21 protein-coding genes are annotated in these 16,577 nt (G+C 42.6%); 20 read left to right on the top strand and 1 reads right to left on the bottom strand.

The genetic code is table 11. The features are described 5' to 3' along the window. Positions 1 to 192: 192 nt before the first annotated feature. Positions 193 to 1,113 (bottom strand): UDP-N-acetylmuramate dehydrogenase, encoded by a 921-nt coding sequence (murB, locus tag FZC88_RS14820; protein ID WP_148970291.1) that lies wholly within the window; start codon positions 1,111 to 1,113, stop codon positions 193 to 195. Positions 1,114 to 1,394: 281 nt separating this feature from the next. Here murB and FZC88_RS14815 point away from each other — a divergent pair, with 281 nt between their 5' ends. From FZC88_RS14815 to FZC88_RS14720, 20 genes are all read left to right on the top strand, one after another. Beyond that, the gene (locus FZC88_RS14815) at positions 1,395 to 2,297 is read left to right on the top strand and encodes a DMT family transporter (RefSeq protein ID WP_148995448.1); all 903 of its coding nucleotides are present in this window, start codon (positions 1,395 to 1,397) and stop codon (positions 2,295 to 2,297) included. Positions 2,298 to 2,512: 215 nt separating this feature from the next. Continuing rightward, positions 2,513 to 3,364 carry a DegV family protein gene (locus tag FZC88_RS14810; protein ID WP_148995447.1) on the top strand — a complete coding sequence of 284 codons (852 nt, stop codon included), beginning with the start codon at positions 2,513 to 2,515 and terminating at the stop codon, positions 3,362 to 3,364. 192 nt (positions 3,365 to 3,556) lie between these two features. Then, the gene (locus FZC88_RS14805; RefSeq protein WP_262371874.1) at positions 3,557 to 5,041 is read left to right on the top strand and encodes an ATP-dependent helicase ComFA; all 1,485 of its coding nucleotides are present in this window, start codon (positions 3,557 to 3,559) and stop codon (positions 5,039 to 5,041) included. Then, positions 5,034 to 5,735: a ComF family protein gene (locus FZC88_RS14800; RefSeq protein WP_148995445.1), complete on the top strand. Its 702-nt coding sequence runs from the start codon at positions 5,034 to 5,036 to the stop codon at positions 5,733 to 5,735. The genes FZC88_RS14805 and FZC88_RS14800 overlap by 8 nt, the downstream gene beginning before the upstream one ends. A 60-nt stretch (positions 5,736 to 5,795) precedes the next feature. Next, positions 5,796 to 6,212, top strand: a complete 417-nt coding sequence (locus FZC88_RS14795) for a TIGR03826 family flagellar region protein (protein ID WP_148995444.1) — start codon at positions 5,796 to 5,798, stop codon at positions 6,210 to 6,212. 114 nt (positions 6,213 to 6,326) lie between these two features. Then, positions 6,327 to 6,593 (top strand): flagellar biosynthesis anti-sigma factor FlgM, encoded by a 267-nt coding sequence (flgM, locus tag FZC88_RS14790; RefSeq protein ID WP_148995541.1) that lies wholly within the window; start codon positions 6,327 to 6,329, stop codon positions 6,591 to 6,593. 16 nt (positions 6,594 to 6,609) lie between these two features. After that, positions 6,610 to 7,104 carry a flagellar protein FlgN gene (locus FZC88_RS14785; RefSeq protein ID WP_148995443.1) on the top strand — a complete coding sequence of 165 codons (495 nt, stop codon included), beginning with the start codon at positions 6,610 to 6,612 and terminating at the stop codon, positions 7,102 to 7,104. Positions 7,105 to 7,133: 29 nt separating this feature from the next. Continuing rightward, positions 7,134 to 8,711, top strand: a complete 1,578-nt coding sequence (gene flgK, locus FZC88_RS14780) for a flagellar hook-associated protein FlgK (protein ID WP_148995442.1) — start codon at positions 7,134 to 7,136, stop codon at positions 8,709 to 8,711. Between the two features lie 14 nt (positions 8,712 to 8,725). After that, positions 8,726 to 9,631, top strand: coding sequence for a flagellar hook-associated protein FlgL (flgL, locus tag FZC88_RS14775; protein WP_148995441.1), 906 nt, complete (start codon positions 8,726 to 8,728; stop codon positions 9,629 to 9,631). Between the two features lie 73 nt (positions 9,632 to 9,704). Continuing rightward, positions 9,705 to 10,295: a DUF6470 family protein gene (locus FZC88_RS14770; protein WP_148995440.1), complete on the top strand. Its 591-nt coding sequence runs from the start codon at positions 9,705 to 9,707 to the stop codon at positions 10,293 to 10,295. Between the two features lie 18 nt (positions 10,296 to 10,313). After that, positions 10,314 to 10,757, top strand: a complete 444-nt coding sequence (gene fliW / locus FZC88_RS14765; protein ID WP_148995439.1) for a flagellar assembly protein FliW — start codon at positions 10,314 to 10,316, stop codon at positions 10,755 to 10,757. A gap of 4 nt (positions 10,758 to 10,761) precedes the next feature. Continuing rightward, positions 10,762 to 10,983, top strand: a complete 222-nt coding sequence (csrA, locus tag FZC88_RS14760) for a carbon storage regulator CsrA (RefSeq protein ID WP_148995438.1) — start codon at positions 10,762 to 10,764, stop codon at positions 10,981 to 10,983. Between the two features lie 156 nt (positions 10,984 to 11,139). Next, positions 11,140 to 11,964 (top strand): flagellin N-terminal helical domain-containing protein, encoded by an 825-nt coding sequence (locus FZC88_RS14755; protein WP_148995437.1) that lies wholly within the window; start codon positions 11,140 to 11,142, stop codon positions 11,962 to 11,964. 435 nt (positions 11,965 to 12,399) lie between these two features. Beyond that, positions 12,400 to 12,579 (top strand): hypothetical protein, encoded by a 180-nt coding sequence (locus FZC88_RS14750; RefSeq protein ID WP_148995436.1) that lies wholly within the window; start codon positions 12,400 to 12,402, stop codon positions 12,577 to 12,579. A 503-nt stretch (positions 12,580 to 13,082) separates the two neighbouring features. Further along, a complete protein-coding gene (flaG, locus tag FZC88_RS14745) occupies positions 13,083 to 13,442 on the top strand; it encodes a flagellar protein FlaG (RefSeq protein ID WP_148970277.1) in 360 nt (119 codons plus the stop codon). Between the two features lie 15 nt (positions 13,443 to 13,457). After that, on the top strand, positions 13,458 to 14,981 hold the full coding sequence (locus FZC88_RS14740) for a flagellar hook-associated protein 2 (RefSeq protein WP_148970276.1): 1,524 nt from the start codon (positions 13,458 to 13,460) through the stop codon (positions 14,979 to 14,981). A gap of 22 nt (positions 14,982 to 15,003) precedes the next feature. Next, complete coding sequence (fliS, locus tag FZC88_RS14735) at positions 15,004 to 15,408, top strand: flagellar export chaperone FliS (protein WP_148970275.1); 405 nt, start codon at positions 15,004 to 15,006, stop codon at positions 15,406 to 15,408. Next, positions 15,408 to 15,755 carry a flagellar protein FliT gene (gene fliT, locus FZC88_RS14730; protein ID WP_148995435.1) on the top strand — a complete coding sequence of 116 codons (348 nt, stop codon included), beginning with the start codon at positions 15,408 to 15,410 and terminating at the stop codon, positions 15,753 to 15,755. The genes fliS and fliT overlap by 1 nt, the downstream gene beginning before the upstream one ends. Before the next feature lie 8 nt (positions 15,756 to 15,763). Further along, a complete protein-coding gene (locus FZC88_RS14725; RefSeq protein ID WP_148995434.1) occupies positions 15,764 to 16,153 on the top strand; it encodes a DUF8042 domain-containing protein in 390 nt (129 codons plus the stop codon). 79 nt (positions 16,154 to 16,232) lie between these two features. Then, positions 16,233 to 16,577 (top strand): MmcQ/YjbR family DNA-binding protein, encoded by a 345-nt coding sequence (locus FZC88_RS14720; RefSeq protein ID WP_262371873.1) that lies wholly within the window; start codon positions 16,233 to 16,235, stop codon positions 16,575 to 16,577.

Below are 16,577 nucleotides of genomic sequence, written 5' to 3'. Positions count from 1 at the left end.
ATCTCAATCCCAAATCACAAGATTGAGAGAGTTTCGCAGAACCAAGCCCGCCCCTGTTGCCAAAAAAAGATAGCTAATGGTTCCTTAAAAAAATGGAAATTTAGTCTCTGCTCAGTCTAAATTTATTTAGACTGTTTTTTTATGTTTAAATTAACCTATAAAAAAGTCAGGAATCCAATGATTCCTGACTTTTTATTCCAGATCTTCTCCGATGATGCGAACTTCCCGTTCAAGCTCCACATCAAATTTTTCTTTCACTGTTTTTTGAACGTGTTCAATGAGTGAAATATAATCAGAGGCTGTCGCATTGTCTTTATTCACGATGAAACCGGCATGCTTCGTGGAGACTTCAGCGCCGCCAAAGTTCGTTCCTTGAAGCTCACTGTCCTGAATAAGCTTACCTGCGAAATATCCGGGTGGTCGTTTGAAGACACTTCCGCAAGATGGGTATTCTAGTGGCTGCTTCGATTCCCGTTTATCTGTGAGATCATCCATAACGGCCTTGATCTCTTCGTAGTCGCCAGGCTTTAAACTGAAGGTCGCTTCCAGTACAATATCGCCTTTTTCAGAAATATTGCTGTGACGGTAATCAAGCTCTAATTCTGCGGCTGTACGTTTTACCAGGTTCCCTTCCCGGTCGACGACATGGCAATAATCCAGTACATCTTTAATTTCTCCGCCATAAGCCCCTGCATTCATGAATAGTGCGCCACCAACGGTACCTGGAATCCCACAGGCGAATTCAAGTCCTGATAATTTCTCAGCTAACGCGCGTCTCGATACATCAATGATGGCTGCACCACTTTGAGCGACAATCAGTTGATCCGTCGTTTTGATGTCTTTAAAGTTTTTCAGATGAAGAACAATTCCACGAATTCCACCATCTTTTACAATCAAATTCGATCCGTTACCTAACAAGGTAAATGGGACATCCACTTCATTTGACAGCTTCACGATATTTTGAACTTCTTCATAAGTGGTTGGCGTTAAGAAGAAATCAGCTCTTCCGCCTAACTTCGTGTACAGATGCTCTCGTAACAATTCATCACGTTTGATATTGTCAGAATGCATCACCTTTGATAATTCTTCAAACACTTTTTCCTTATTGTACATTCTATATCAGTCCTATAAAGTAATTTTCGTCTTCTCTAAGTTAAATCCTACCCCACCATTATATGACGAAAACCCATGAAAGTTAAATGGTTTCAGTTGGCAGATGTGAATCCCCTTCGAATGAACCTCATTAATTGGAAAAGAATGCTTTATTATAGGTCAAAAATATGAAAAAAAGAATGTTCCCATCTTAAGCAAAGTAAGTTAGGATAGAACTAACAAAATATGCTATAACGTCTATTTAACTATTAAAGTATACAATTTAGGGAGGAGGAAGCAAATTGGCCAGATTATATATAGCATTAATTGGCTTAAGTCTCATTTGGGGGATGTCGTTCGTTTTTATCAAGTGGCTGGTTGATCCAGTTGGTGTGTGGGGAACGGTCTTCTTACGCTGTTTAGCCGGGGCGCTTGTGCTTCTTCCCATCTTTTTCATACAGAGAAAAAAAGGGGAGAGGAAATCCCTCCCCATGTGGAAGCTGTTTGTTGTCGGGATTGGTAATGCCGCGTTACCCTGGACCCTGATCGCGCTAAGTGAAACACAGATTAATAGTAATACGGCCTCCATTTTAAATGCGACCACACCGATTTGGACGGGGCTGGCAGGATTTTTATTTTTCTCTGTCATACTGACCGGGTTTCAATGGATTGGAATTGTCGTTGGGTTTATAGGAATACTTGTCCTGATGAATTTCGAGGTGAGCGGGATCTTTACTTCTGATTTTGTAGGGGTGGGGACGATGGTGCTTGCGACGATGAGCTACGCTTTTGCTTCGCAGTTCACGAAAAAATTTCTGGCGGGAACGAGTGTGGTTGTCATTTCTACATTCCAACTGTTGATAGGTGCAGCGGTAGGTTTTGTGGGAATGATGTTGACCAATCCGATCTCAATTGGAGATTTGTTAACAGGAGAGGTCCTCCTGGGGATAGTAGGGTTAGGCTGTTTAGGATCAGGAGTAGCAACGCTTCTTTATTTCTATATCATGACGAATGGAAGTCCGGAATTTGCTTCGACAGTGACGTACTTGATCCCGGGTACTGCGATGATTTGGGGGTTCGTTCTTCTGAGGGAACCTGTCACGCATAACCTGATATTAGGATTACTCATCATTTTTGCAGGAGTATTCCTATCGTCAAGAAAATCGAAAAAAATTGTCTCCTCATTGCCTGTTGGCACGAGGTAAGACCTTTAAACAAACGTTTGATTAGGACATGGGACCCCTTGTACCATATGGGCTCAGAGTCTTAAACAAACGTTTGTTTCGTTTTGATGAGCCGAAACTCCCGAGAAACTAATGCAAACCAACTTGTTTTCATATAAAATGAAAAGGATACATAAGGTAGACTAGACAAGCTCGCAGCACGGGCTATAAAAATAAACAATAAGGATGGTAATTCTATGAAAACGGCAATTGTAACGGATAGTACCGCCTACATCCCGAAAGAATTGCGTGATCAACTGAACATACATATGATCCCTCTCAGCGTCATTTTCGGAGGAGAAACCTATCAAGAAGAAGTTGATATTACGGCAAGTGAATTTTATGAAGAGGTCAGCACACAGGAAAAGCTTCCAACCACTTCACAGCCTCCAGTCGGAAAGTTCGTCGAGCTATTCGATAAGCTTTCAAAGGACTACGACGCCGTCATTTCCATCCATCTATCCAGTGGAATCAGCGGAACGTATCAAGGTGCCGTACAAGCTGGGGAAATGGTCGAGGGTATTAAAGTGTACCCCTATGACTCGGAAATCAGCTGCATGATCCAGGGCTTCTATGCCATTGAAGGGGCCAAACTTGGCCGTGAAGGGAAAACGGCTGAAGAAATCGTTGCGCTATTGGATGAAATGAAGCAATCGGTACAGGCATACTTCATGGTTGATGACCTTGCTCACTTGCAGCGCGGAGGAAGGCTATCGCAAGCTCAGGCGATCATCGGAAGCCTTTTGCAGGTGAAACCATTGCTTCATTTTGTTGATAAAGTGATTGTTCCGTTTGAAAAAATCCGTACGAAGAAGAAAGCGTTGAAGCGGGTGGAGTCTTTGCTTGAAGAAGCAGTCGCTTCAGGAGAAGAGTTTCAAGCTTCGATTATCCATGCGAATCGTGAAGAAGATGCGATTGAGTGGAAGAACGAGCTTCAAGAGAAGTATCCGAATGTGGAGTTCAATGTTAGTATTTTCGGTCCTGTGATCGGTACTCATTTAGGTGAGGGATCGATGGGGATGGGATGGGCTCGGAAGATGAGTCGATAGTTTTGATTGTACCTGGTACATTTCCCACGATTTGTACCAGGTACAATTTGGTCATCATGTATCAGGTACAATCCCTAACTCCCCGGTGCCCGGCACAAAACAACGTTTTTGTGCCGGGCACCATTTTTATTAGGCAGGATTTTCATCCCTTTATGTAGAATACATCACTATCCGAGATAAGGAGTGATGTTTTTGCGCTTTGCTTTTGCAGATAATGGGTTAATACCAGAACCCCTTATAGAACATGAAACCCCCGTTCTACAAAGGATATCAGCATTCCCTTTCCTTCCACCTCAACCTCTCAACCTGTCATTTCGTTTTTCTCCAGAGCTTCAATCCTTTCTTAGCGGACGTTCATTGCTACTGGACGAGCTCCCGTTTTCAATCGACACCCTTCAAGATCACTACGTGAATGGCTTTGTATCCTATCAAAAAGGTGTGGAAAAAAGCTGTTGCCACCGTTGTGGAAATACCAGCCCCCATCTATTCGCTTCATTTTCCTGCTCCAGATGCCACACCCCGTGCACCTACTGCCGTAACTGCATCATGATGGGCAGGGTATCGGAGTGCACACCACTCATAACATGGAAAGGACCCGCGCCAGCGTCAGAAGTGACTTCCACTTTCAATTGGTCCGGCACTCTATCAGAAGCACAAAAGACAGCTTCAGAGCAAATGGTTTTGGCTGTTAAAGAGAGGAATGACTTGCTTGTTTGGGCGGTGTGCGGGGCTGGAAAGACAGAGATCCTCTTTGAGGGAATTCATGAAGCTCTCAGTGAGAATAAACGGGTGTGCATTGCCGCACCTCGAACGGATGTCATCCTTGAATTGTCTCCACGGATTAAAAAGGTGTTCCCTGAAACTGGGGTGACAACCCTTTATGGAGGCTCGGAAGAACGGAACACCTATGGCCAGCTTGTTCTATCCACCACCCACCAATTGTACCGATTCCATGACGCCTTCGATGTAATGATCATTGATGAAGTCGACGCCTTTCCTTACTCCTATGATTCTTCCCTGCAATGGGCAGTGGAAAAAGCTCGTAAGTCTCAGTCCTCGATTATCTACCTTACAGCTACTCCTGATCGAAATACACAGAAGCAATGTGCAGCAGGAAAGCGCTCCTTTATCCAGATCCCGGCCCGTTTCCACCGCCATCCCATCCCTCTCCCGAAGTTTGTATGGTGTGGTCTTTGGAAAAAGTCTTTGAAGAAAAATCGAATCCCACATCCTTTGAAAAAATGGACATTATCAAAACTCCAGCAATCCAAACAAGCCCTCATATTCTTCCCGACTGTCGAACTTATGGAAAAAGCCCTGCCGTTATTTCAAGAAATGAATCCTCTTATCGAGTCTGTCCATGCTGAAGATCCTGACCGAAAAGAGAAGGTATTGAAAATGAGAAACAAAGAGACTCCGATTCTATTAACCACCACCATTTTAGAGCGGGGTGTGACGATTCCGGACATTGATGTTGCCGTCCTTGGGGCAGAAGAAAAGATTTTTACGGAAAGCGCCCTCGTGCAAATCGCTGGAAGAGTAGGGCGCAGTGCTGACTATCCAAAAGGAGACATTATCTATTTTCATTACGGTCGAACGGGTGAAATGATCAAAGCTCTTCTTCATATTGATCAGATGAATAAAGAAGCAGGGAAAAGAGGATTGCTTAATGGTTAATAACTGTTTGATTTGTGATGATAAACTGGACGAGATCATGTCCTGGAGAGGGTTGTTTTACAGGGAACCTCAATTTCTGTGTTATGCGTGTGATAAACAACTGGTGAAGATAGAAGGGAAGCGTTGTTTGGGGTGCTCCCGGTCATTAGATGATCTGGCTCCGCAATTAATTAAGGGCGACGTGTGCCTGGACTGTCATCGATGGGAAGTGGATCCTGAGTGGAAAGGGATTTTACATCAGAATTTTTCATTATATCGTTATAATGACTTTCTTAAAGAGTATCTGGCAAAGTATAAGTATCGGGGGGACTACGTGTTGGCAAGAGCCTTCTCACATACTATTAAAACCTATCTCACTAAAATGGAATATGACCTCATCATTCCCATTCCCCTAAGTGATGAACGTCTTTATGAGAGAGGATTCAACCAATCTACCGCTCTATTGGAGGAAGCAGGGGTCCGTCCCTCCAACATACTCACACGACTGCATTCTGAAAAACAGTCGAAAAAGTCAAGGAAGGACCGTCTTCGTCAGAAACAGGTTTTTCAGTTGGTTAGATCCGATCTGAATGGTAAATCCATTTTACTATTTGATGATATTTATACGACGGGAACGACCTTGAGGCAGGCGGCAAAGCTTTTGAGGGAAGCGGGGGCTGAAGAGGTATCTTCCTTAACTCTCGCCAGGGGTTAAAACAATCCCTTTTTCTGCCGATATAACGGATAAGAGAAGCTTTATCGGGAGGAACCAATCATGTCAGAAATCATCAATTGTCCACGATGTAACGCGATTTTTATGAAAAATAAATTCCGTGATGTGTGTGACAAATGCTATAAAAAAGAAGAAACGATGTACGAAACTGTCTATCAATTTTTAAAAAAGCGGGATAACCGAGCTGCGACAATGGAGCGTGTCATTGAAGTGACGGGTGTAGATGAGGAACTTCTATATAAATGGGTGAAAAAAGGCCGCATTCAGACGAGACAGTTTCCAAATATGGGTTATCCTTGTGATAAATGCGGGAAGATTATAGGGATGGGTAGGATTTGCAGTGATTGTTCCTCTGAACTTGCCAGTGATTTGAAAAAGTTCGAAACGGAGCAGGAATGGAAGAATAAATCAAAGGACTCCGGTCAGAGAACGTATTACACCATGAGAGAGAAGAACTAGAAGGTCAGTACATAAATCAGGAAAAACTAACCAGGCCCTAAAGCTAAACAAACCACGTTTTTATCCGATATACTAGGTAGAAACAATGGACGTGATGAAAGCGAGGAGAAAATGATGAAGATTAACAATATCGGAAATCAGAACATCAATCCTTATAAGCGCAATCTTAACAAGATGGACCAGGTCGGCAAATCAGAGAAAACGATATCCGACAAAATCGAAATCTCTTCTACTGCAAAAGAGATGCAGGAGGTTTCAAAACTCGGCAAAGAGCGCCAAGCCAGAGTGGAAGCTTTAAAAGATCAGGTTCAGAGTGGGAACTATACCATTGATCCCAGAGCCATTGCTAAAGGATTGAAGAATTTCTATAACGGACAATAAAAAGGAGCGAACAAACATGTCAGCAACCAATCTAACGACAACTCTTGAAAAACTATATAAGCTGCATAAAAGTTTGTTCGATCTTTCAATGGATAAAACGGACGTCATCAAAAAAGGTGATATGAGTGAACTCGATCGTGTCCTGAAGGATGAACAAAAGCACTTGGCTGCCATCAATACGGTGGAAGCTGAGAGACAACGTGAGTCCAGTCACTATCTTCAATCACGGGGAGTACATTTGAACGAGGCGCCAACAATATCTCAATGCATCGAGTACAGTTCCCTTGATGAACAAGAAACGCTAGCCCATTGGCAGCAAAAACTGGTCGACATCATCGGAGAGTTGAAAGTCCGAAATGAGCTGAATCAAAAGCTTGTCTATCAATCTCTTCAATTCGTGAATATGAATCTATCCATGACGCAACCGCAGCCTGATCAATCAACTTATTCACGACCAAACGGTGAAAAGAAATCACCAACCGGAAGATCCATGTTTGATTCGAAAGCATAGCACTTACTAATTGAAACGGAGGCAACACCATGCGATCCACTTTTATGGGCCTGGAAACGGCGAAACGAGGCATGTACACCCAGCAGGGCGCCCTTTATACAACCGGTCACAATATCTCCAACGCAAATACCCCTGGATATACCCGTCAACGAGTCAATTTTGAACAAACGACACCCTATCCTGCCCCCTCCATGAACCGTCCGCAAATCCCAGGTCAAATTGGAACGGGAGTTGACGCCGGTTCGATTCAACGCGTGCGTGATTCTTTCCTCGACATGCAGTATAGAGGTGAAAACCAAAAGCTTGGCTACTGGGAAACAAAAATGGAAGCGATGAAGAAGATGGAAGAGGTCATGAATGAACCATCGGATTCAGGCTTATCTAAAACGATGGATATGTTCTGGCAGTCCCTTCAGGATCTAGCCGTTAATCCGTCCAACTCAGGTGCACGGTCAGTCGTTGTTGAAAGAGGAAAAGCCGTTGCTGAAACATTCAATTACTTATCGTCATCCTTAACGAGTGTCAGGGGCGACCTGAAAAATGAGCTGTCTGTCAGTGAAAAGCAAATCAATTCCCTGTCCAGACAAATCGATAACATCAATAAACAAATAGATGATGTTGAACCACATGGCTATCTTCCAAATGATCTATATGATGAACGGGACCGATTGATCGATGAACTTTCACAGCATGTCTCCATTCAAACGAGCTACCAATCCAATGGAGGAGCGTCTTCACCTATCGCAGAAGGTGCGGTCACTGTCACATTGGTCGGTAAGGATGGAAACCTGGCCGTCAACCTGGTCGGGCAAGGTGGAGTCAATGAACTTAAGCTTACCTATGAAGGCCCTCAAAATACGGTGGATTCCGTAACCATCGGTAATCAGACGCTCGACATTAAAGACTTCTTATCACAAGGCGAAGGGAAATTGAGAGCCCTTGTCGATACATACGGCTTCAAAAATAAAGAAGGTGAAGCAGAAGGCTCCTACATCAGCATGCTCGATGAACTGGACAGCATGGCGTATGAATTTGCCAAAGCATTCAATGACCAGCATCAAAAAGGTTTCACACCTGAACAAATGAACGATCCAAACTTTGATCCTGACAACGATACTCCGGATACACAGAAGTTCTTCCAGGATGCAATGAATGCCGCAGCAAATCTGGACGGTGTGCCTAAAGCAGGATTCGCTCAAAGAATACAGGTGGCAGATGAAATGAGCAACCTGGATAACATCGCGACAGCGGGTGCAGATAATCCGACCCTTGGAGATGCATCCAACGTTCTGGCGCTTGCCGACATCATCACTACGACTAAACTGCCTTATGGTGAAAAAGAAGCCTCATTCCAAGGGCACTTTGAATCCGTGATCGGGAAAATGGCCGTAGAATCACAAGAATCCGTCCGTCTCGCAAGCAACTCTAATGTATTAAGAGGAGCGGTGGACGAACGCCGCATGTCCGTAAGCGGTGTGTCACTGGATGAAGAAATGACAGACATGATCAAATTCCAGCATGCCTACAACGCCTCTGCCAGAATGATCACACTACAGGACGAAATGCTTGATAAAATCATTAACGGCATGGGAACCGTTGGAAGATAGGTAGGTGAATGAATATGCGCGTAACACAAAGTATGCTGACAGCGAACTCGATGAGAAACCTTAGTTCTTCATATGGACGAATGGGTCAGTTGCAGGATCAGTTAGCGACAGGGAAGAAGATTACGAAGCCTTCGGATGATCCAGTTGTAGCGATGAAAGGGATGTTTTATCGTTCGAACCTGACTGGGATTGAACAGTATAAGCGGAATTTATCGGAACTTTACCTCTGGATGGAAAACTCCGAATCTGGAATCGAGCAGGCGAATCAAGGTTTACAGCGTGTACGTGAATTGACGCTTCAAGGGAAAAATGGAACGTTAAGCCCGGAAGACCGAAAAGCTGTAGCTGTTGAGATTGAACAGATTAAAAACGACCTTGTCAGTGTTGCTGAAACGAAAGTAGCGGGGAGATATATTTTTCATGGAACGGACGTTGGGAATTCTCCGATTAAGGATGGGAATCCAGCAGATGGAAGTGCTCCACAGGTCGCTGATAATTTAGGCAGCGATGCTATCGATACTTATCCTGTAGAGGTTTCACAAGGCGTTTCTCTCAAAGCAAACGTTAATCCTAATAAAGTCTTTAATCAGAAACTGTTTGATACGGTACACAATATCCAAATAGCATTGGAATCTGGAGATGATTCGGCGCTTGACAGCCAGCTTGAGGAGTTAGATAGCGTAATGAACACATTATCAGCGGAACGGTCTGAACTCGGTGCCAGATACAATCGTCTTGAAATGGTAGACGACCGACTGGGGCAACAGGAAGTAACAGCGAATCGAATCCTATCGGATAACGAAGATGCCGACATCGAACGTGTCATCACGGATTTGAAAACCCAAGAAAGCGTACATCGCGCAGCACTCAGCGTTGGCGCCAGAATCATTCAGCCGACATTAATGGATTTTCTAAGATAAAAGCAAGGGGACTGACCCTTTAAGGTGTATTGTCACCTTAGGTCAGTCCCTTTTTATTTGGAGGTGAGTATGTGTGAACGTTCCACAAATAAGATTGCAGTCCACGTCAGCTGCCCTGAGCATCCGGACGACTCCAGGCCGTATGGACATTGAACAGCCACCGGCAGAATTGGATATCCAGCAACCCCAGGCAAAGATGGACATTATGCGGACGCCTTCCAAACTGACTATTGATCAAACCGAGGCCAGGGCAGATATGGACTTGAAATCAGTGCGCCGCAGGATAGAAGAATATTCCCAACAAGGATATGAAGACTGGCTGGCGGGACTTGCCCGTGTCGCCCAGGACGGTGATGAACTGATGATGATCGAGAATGGCGGTGGTGCGATTGCTGCCCAGGCTAAAAGGAACAGTGAAGATCCGATGTATGAGTTCAATATAGGATGGATTCCATCTGCAGGGAGCGTCAAAATCAGCTATGACCCTGGAAGTGTGAAGGTGAACATTGAACCTCAAAAAGTCGTGAATCACTCTCGTCCTCAAAAGCCTAATATACAGTATACACCTGCACAAGTGGATGTCAGTTTGAAACGGTATGCGGACTTACAAATTGATTTTGCGAACTTAAAACACGTAGGGTTCAATTACGAACAAGAAATATAGAATGAAGGAATGAAACGGATGAAAATCAATACGAAATATCATGGAAATATCGAAGTGAAGTCAGAAGACATTTTGACATTTGAATACGGAATCCCAGGATTTGGAGAAGAGAAACAGTTTGTACTGTTGCCACTTCCGGAAAATGAGTGGTTTCATATATTGCAATCGGTGGTAACATCTCAGCTCGGGTTTGTAGTGACAGATCCGTTTGTATTTTTTAAAGATTATGATTTTGAGTTAGACGAGGCTAGTTTGGAGTCTCTAGGGAAACCTTCTGAAAAAGATGTGCAGGTGCTTTCTATTCTTACTGTACGAGAAACGCTTAATGAATCTACAGCTAATTTACAGGCCCCTATCATTCTTAACCTGGCAAATCGCAAAGGAAAACAAGTAATCTTAACCAACACAGACTACCAAACCAAGCATCTGATCTTTGCTCAGCCTGCAGGAAAGAAGGGGTGAGGGGATGTTAGTGCTGACAAGGAAGACGGGAGAAAGCATTCAAATTGGGGATGAGATTGAGATAACTGTTATTTCTGTTAAAGGTGATCAGGTGAAACTGGGGATCAACGCACCAAAGAACGTGGATATCCATCGGAAAGAAATCTACCTTTCAATTCAGGAAGAAAACACCGAAGCTTCGAAAGGAATCGACAATCTGTTTAACCTTTTGCCGAAAAATGATTAATTATTTTTCTCAAACTATTAAACACTAGTAGAAACGACCGATAATAGTATTGTAAGCAATGAGGAGAAGGGCGGCCGACCTTTGTGGCTTGTTGCAAACTAAAAATTAGATAGTTCACAAGGATGTGGACTTAATTTCAAGGAGGAAATTATTGTTATGAGAATTAATCATAATATTGCGGCTTTGAATACTTATCGTCAGTTGAATAGTGCAAATGGAGCACAAGGGAAATCTATGGAGAAGTTGTCTTCTGGTCTTCGTATTAATCGTGCTGGAGATGATGCAGCAGGTCTTGCAATCTCTGAAAAGATGCGTGCTCAAGTTCGTGGGTTAGATCAAGCTCAACGAAACTCTCAGGATGCTATTTCTATGATCCAAACAGGTGAAGGTGCTCTAAATGAAACACATGCTATCTTACAACGTATGCGTGAATTAGCTGTTCAATCTTCTAATGATACGAATACTGCGGACGATAGAGCAGAAATACAATTAGAAATAACAGATCTAATAGAGGAAGTTGACCGTATTGCAACAACTACTCAATTTAACAGTCAAAACCTTTTGGATGTTACTGGAGGAACAGCAGGTACTTTTACTTTCCAAATTGGTTCTAATGATTCACAGACACTAGACGTAGCTTTTGCTGACATGCAAGCGGCAGCGCTTGGAATAGATGCTATTGATTTAGGTGTAGATTCTTCTACTTCTTCAACAGCTATCGCAACTATTGATGCAGCAATTAAATTAGTATCAGATGAGCGTTCTCAACTAGGTGCTAAGCAAAATAGACTAGAGCATACAATTAACAACCTAGGTACATCTTCTGAGAACTTAACAGCGGCTGAGTCTCGTATCCGTGACGTAGACATGGCAAAAGAAATGATGAACCAAACAAAGAATTCAATCCTTTCTCAAGCATCACAAGCAATGTTGGCTCAATCCAATCAAATGCCTCAAGGAGTTTTACAACTTCTGAGATAAATGATTCGAGGGCGTCCAGTTTGGTAACGAGCTGGAGTATAACTGGGTGAATTGCTGGAACTTCCTAAAGCTCAATCAACCACAACGTAACTGGAAACGGTAAGCGGAACGGTTTGAAAATGATAGAGATAAAACAATGGATAATCAGCAGCCAAGCTCCTGTGAGGAAACTCTGGAGAAGGTTCAACGACTAGAGTACACGGTCTAAAGCGAAAGCTATGACTATGAATCTCGTAGGGCAGGAATTCCTGTTCGAAGTGCCCAGCCCCTTCTAGGGTGAAGATATAGTCTATTCTATGATCGAAAGACATAGTCGCAAAGCAAGCGAACCAACAACCACAAGGGGTTTTACAACTTCTTCGTTAATTTTAGAAAATATGAAAGGGACTCTGGCATTGCTAGGGTCTCTTTTACCGCTTAAAGGAGGTGAATTAAATGAATATCGTTGAAGAATATGATAAAGAAATATCAGGTAGACTTGTAAGTATAGAAGTAAGGTATGAACAAGGTAATGCTGTTAGTTCACTCAATGTTGATGGTTCTGGAAAAACTTTAGAAGAAGCAAAGGCGAGGTGTGAGAATGCAACTAAGATGGAGATAATTATGAATAGGTAGATGCTATTGTTAGTCCTTGGAAAATAGGGGGGATCAAAGTTGGAGGATTCAGTCAAAAGGCGTTAACATCTCTCTTAGATTCCATTTTCGCTAAATCTATGAAACTACGTTTAGGTGAAACAACCAGAATAACAAGCGAATACCATAATATTAAACATACATTACCTTGATATACATCAAACCAGAGCTTCTCTCTCCAGAGGGAAGACTTTTTTTGAAGAGAAATAGCGCATGCTTAAAAAGAAGAGCTGCGTACGTAGTCCAGAAGATGCCTACCAATTGGTAATGCAGTTGTTAGGAGATGGGGGGATTTGATTCTTTGATGTTTGTTTGGACACTAAGAATTATCTAACAGCTATCAAAATAAGTCATTTCTTTCGGGTTGAACCGTGCTTCCTTTAATATTTTTGTTCTTCTTTAATAACACAATTTAAACTTTTTCTTCCTAAACTTCCCCCAAAAAACTCCGATATAACCCATATAACCCTCAGGAGGATCAAAAGATGATTGATAAAGTGACAGGCGGAGTTTCAGGAATACAATCATTTACTAAATTACAGAACCAAACAAGCGAAGAAGTGAAACAAATTCAAGCACAGGAGCGACACCATGAAGAAACCACAACCAAAGAACCTGTCACCAAAGAAAAATTGGAAGATGTCGTTCATGGGATGAATGAGTTTATGGCCACTTCAAATACACACCTCAAATTTGAATTTCATGATAAATTGAAAGAATACTATGTGACCATTGTTGATGATCGTACGCAAGAGATAGTCAAAGAGATACCAGCAAAGAAGATTCTTGATATGCATGCCGCAATGACGGAATTTGTTGGTTTGATGGTAGATAAGAAGGTTTAACGGAAGGAGATACATATGGCTGATATGCGAATTGGTGGCCTTGCCAGTGGTATGGACACGGATCAAATTATAAAGGACTTAATGAAGGCGGAGAGAATCCCTTTAGATAAACTGGAACAAAAGAAGCAATACCTTGAGTGGCAGCGTGATGATTACCGAGATATGAATAAGATGATGTTTGATTTTAGTAATCTTATTTTTGACGGGGTGATGAAGCAGGGGACGTATACGCAGAAGTCAGTTACAGTCTCAGATCCGAATGAAGTTTCAGTTAAAAACATCAATTCAACTACCGATTTTACCGGGACATTAAAAGTTGAGAAGCTGGCTACTGCTGCTACTATGTACAGTTCAGGCATTACTCAGTCTGACGGTGGAGCATTTGATTCTAAGAAAAAATTGAGTGAATCATTCGGAATGACTGGTGAGCAAAGTATTAAAGTAAAGGCAATCAAAGCAGACGGAACGATGGCGTCTGATTTTACTGAAATTAAATTTAATGCTGAAGATGAAACACTGGACAGTTTAATATCCAAGATCAATGCGCAAACAGGTGTGACGATGTTTTATGACCAGCATACAAAGCAAATGTCAGTGATGAGTAAAAATACAGGAAGTAATGCCAGTGGGGCTGAGATCGAGTTACAGGGTGATCTATTTACCACACACCTGAAATTGGATGCAGATAATGATGTTGCCCTAGCTAATAATCGGGGTTCCATTGGTGAAAATGCCAAATTTACATACAACGGAATGGCTACTGAACGGTCATCCAACACGTTTACTATCAACGGCTTTGAACTGACCCTGAAGAACGCATCCAATACAAATGTAACTTTCGCTTCACAACCCGACACCGACAAAATCCTGGAAAAAATCGTCAAATTCGTCGACGAATACAACAAACTCATTGAAAAAGTAAACGGCGAAGTAAACGAAAAGAAATACCGTGATTTCCAGCCGTTGACTGCTGAACAAAAAGAATCAATGGAGGAAAAAGAAATTGATTTATGGGAAGAAAAGTCCCGCAATGGTACTCTGAGAAACGATTCCGTTCTAACCTCTGCTCTAAACAAAATGCGAACCGACATGTACACACCAATCTCAGGTGGAACATCAGGCATTGACCAATTAGCCCAGATTGGGATCAAAACATCAAGTAACTACCTTGATCGTGGAAAACTGATTATTGATGAAAGCAAGCTGAAAGAAGCGATCTCAAAAGACCCGAACGCGATCTATGAAATTTTTGCTAAAGATGGTGCGACGTCAAATGAACAAGGAATCGCCCGACGTTTGCGTGATACGTTGAAAGATACAATGGACAGCATTGAGCAAAAAGCAGGGAAAGCTTCGAGCACCAATAATACATTTACTCTGGGCCGTTTACTAAACAATATGGACAGCCAAATGGACCGTTTTGAGGACCGATTGATCCAAGTCGAAGACCGCTACTGGCGCCAATTCACCGCCATGGAAAAAGCCATCCAGCGTTCCAACGAACAATCCATGTTCCTCATGAACCAATTCGGCGGCTAATCATAACTAAAGGAGTGTCACTATGGCCATCAACAACCCGTATGCAGCATACCAGAATAACTCGGTCAACACAGCATCACCAGGTGAACTCACCCTTATGCTCTATAACGGAAGCCTGAAATTTATTCATATCGCTAAAAAAGCGATTGAAGAAAAGAATATTGAACTGAAAAATACTAATATCCAAAAGACCCAAGCCATCGTAAATGAGCTGATGGTGACGTTGAACACCGATCTTGAAGTTTCACAAAACCTTATGTCCCTTTACGACTACATCAACCGTCGCTTAACAGAAGCCAATATCAAGAATGATTTGGCGATTTTGGAAGAAGTAGAGGGTCTCATCACTGATTTTCGTGACACATGGAAACAAGTCATTCAACTGAATCGTCAGAAGCAGCATGCCGGACAAGGTGGACAGGCGTAATGAGTTCGGTCCTTTTGTGCTATACGATCACAAAGCAATTGAAACAAGCATTGGAACAGGCGACTGATGAAAACAGGGAATCTACGATTGAGGAAGTGGAATCTCTTTTAGAAAAAAGACAGAGTGTACTTGGGACCATCAACCCTCCTTATACTCAGGATGAGCAGGAGCTCGGCAAGCAGATGATTGCCTGGAACCAGCAGATTGATCGGCAGTTGGCTCAACTGCGTTTGGAAATCAAGCGAGATATGAATGGGTTGACGAAGAAAAAAACTTCCGTTCAAAAGTATTCAAACCCATATGAATACCTGCAATATGATGGAATGTTCTACGATAAAAAGAAATAGGTGGTTCTTTGACAACGAAATTAGACGAAAAACAGTACGAATTGGTCAACCAATACGTCGGAATGCTCGACACAATCGAAGAAGCACTTAAATATGTGGAAGCAAGCTTCACAGATTTAAGTAAAACAGAAGGGGACCGGGTCCTTTCGGATGTCTTCGTGGCTATCGGTCAGATTTCAGAAAGCAATGGCTTGTTGAAAGAAATGTTTGATGGGCGGGAAGGCATTCAGCAAGCTCTAACCCAATTTGAAACGGTGACGGATCAGGCATGGAAACTGGACGGACAGCTAGATAACAATGAGGTCAAACAAAGTATCGTGCAGGAAAAACTGTCACCAGCCTTTTCCACATGGAAAGCATCTATTGATAAAGAACTAAATCCTTATCTAACACACTAAGTCTCGAATCTTCGAGGCTTTTTTCTTTTTCCAAATACACTCATGCTATAATAATAGAAAAATGCTGGAGGAAGACTTGATGAAAAATAGTCTGGTAGATGAAATCAGAAGTCTTTGCGGAACCTACCCTGAAGTTCATGAACATATAGACGGCTTTGGACACACTTCTTTCCGGGTGAAGGACAAGCCATTTGTGATAATAGGAGAGGAGAATAATCTCTCCCTATCTATAAAAACGCTCCCCACCACTCAAGAAATCTTACTCGAGCAGCAAGGCTACACTAAAGCCCCCTACATTGGAAGACATGGCTGGGTGTTAGTAGAGACAGAGGAAGTAGGATGGCAAGCAATTGAAGCCTTGATTCACGAAGGTTATTTGAGAGTGTCTCCCAAAAAACTGGCAAATCAAGTACGAAACGGATGA

Source organism: Rossellomorea aquimaris, from assembly GCF_008180865.1.
GTDB lineage: Bacteria > Bacillota > Bacilli > Bacillales > Bacillaceae_B > Rossellomorea > Rossellomorea yichunensis.
Note: the sequence above shows the minus strand (reverse complement) of the source record. Positions and strands in the feature narration are given on the sequence as shown.

Coding starts and splice junctions, on each gene's coding strand:
- FZC88_RS14720 (WP_262371873.1), top strand. CDS start 16,233: ATGAAAAATAGTCTGGTAGATGAAATCAGAAGTCTTTGCGGAACCTAC.
- FZC88_RS14755 (WP_148995437.1), top strand. CDS start 11,140: ATGAGAATTAATCATAATATTGCGGCTTTGAATACTTATCGTCAGTTG.
- flgK (WP_148995442.1), top strand. CDS start 7,134: ATGCGATCCACTTTTATGGGCCTGGAAACGGCGAAACGAGGCATGTAC.
- flgL (WP_148995441.1), top strand. CDS start 8,726: ATGCGCGTAACACAAAGTATGCTGACAGCGAACTCGATGAGAAACCTT.
- csrA (WP_148995438.1), top strand. CDS start 10,762: ATGTTAGTGCTGACAAGGAAGACGGGAGAAAGCATTCAAATTGGGGAT.
- FZC88_RS14795 (WP_148995444.1), top strand. CDS start 5,796: ATGTCAGAAATCATCAATTGTCCACGATGTAACGCGATTTTTATGAAA.
- fliS (WP_148970275.1), top strand. CDS start 15,004: ATGGCCATCAACAACCCGTATGCAGCATACCAGAATAACTCGGTCAAC.
- murB (WP_148970291.1), bottom strand. CDS start 1,113: ATGTACAATAAGGAAAAAGTGTTTGAAGAATTATCAAAGGTGATGCAT.
- FZC88_RS14750 (WP_148995436.1), top strand. CDS start 12,400: ATGAATATCGTTGAAGAATATGATAAAGAAATATCAGGTAGACTTGTA.
- fliW (WP_148995439.1), top strand. CDS start 10,314: ATGAAAATCAATACGAAATATCATGGAAATATCGAAGTGAAGTCAGAA.
- FZC88_RS14740 (WP_148970276.1), top strand. CDS start 13,458: ATGGCTGATATGCGAATTGGTGGCCTTGCCAGTGGTATGGACACGGAT.
- fliT (WP_148995435.1), top strand. CDS start 15,408: ATGAGTTCGGTCCTTTTGTGCTATACGATCACAAAGCAATTGAAACAA.
- flaG (WP_148970277.1), top strand. CDS start 13,083: ATGATTGATAAAGTGACAGGCGGAGTTTCAGGAATACAATCATTTACT.
- flgM (WP_148995541.1), top strand. CDS start 6,327: ATGAAGATTAACAATATCGGAAATCAGAACATCAATCCTTATAAGCGC.
- FZC88_RS14785 (WP_148995443.1), top strand. CDS start 6,610: ATGTCAGCAACCAATCTAACGACAACTCTTGAAAAACTATATAAGCTG.
- FZC88_RS14810 (WP_148995447.1), top strand. CDS start 2,513: ATGAAAACGGCAATTGTAACGGATAGTACCGCCTACATCCCGAAAGAA.
- FZC88_RS14800 (WP_148995445.1), top strand. CDS start 5,034: ATGGTTAATAACTGTTTGATTTGTGATGATAAACTGGACGAGATCATG.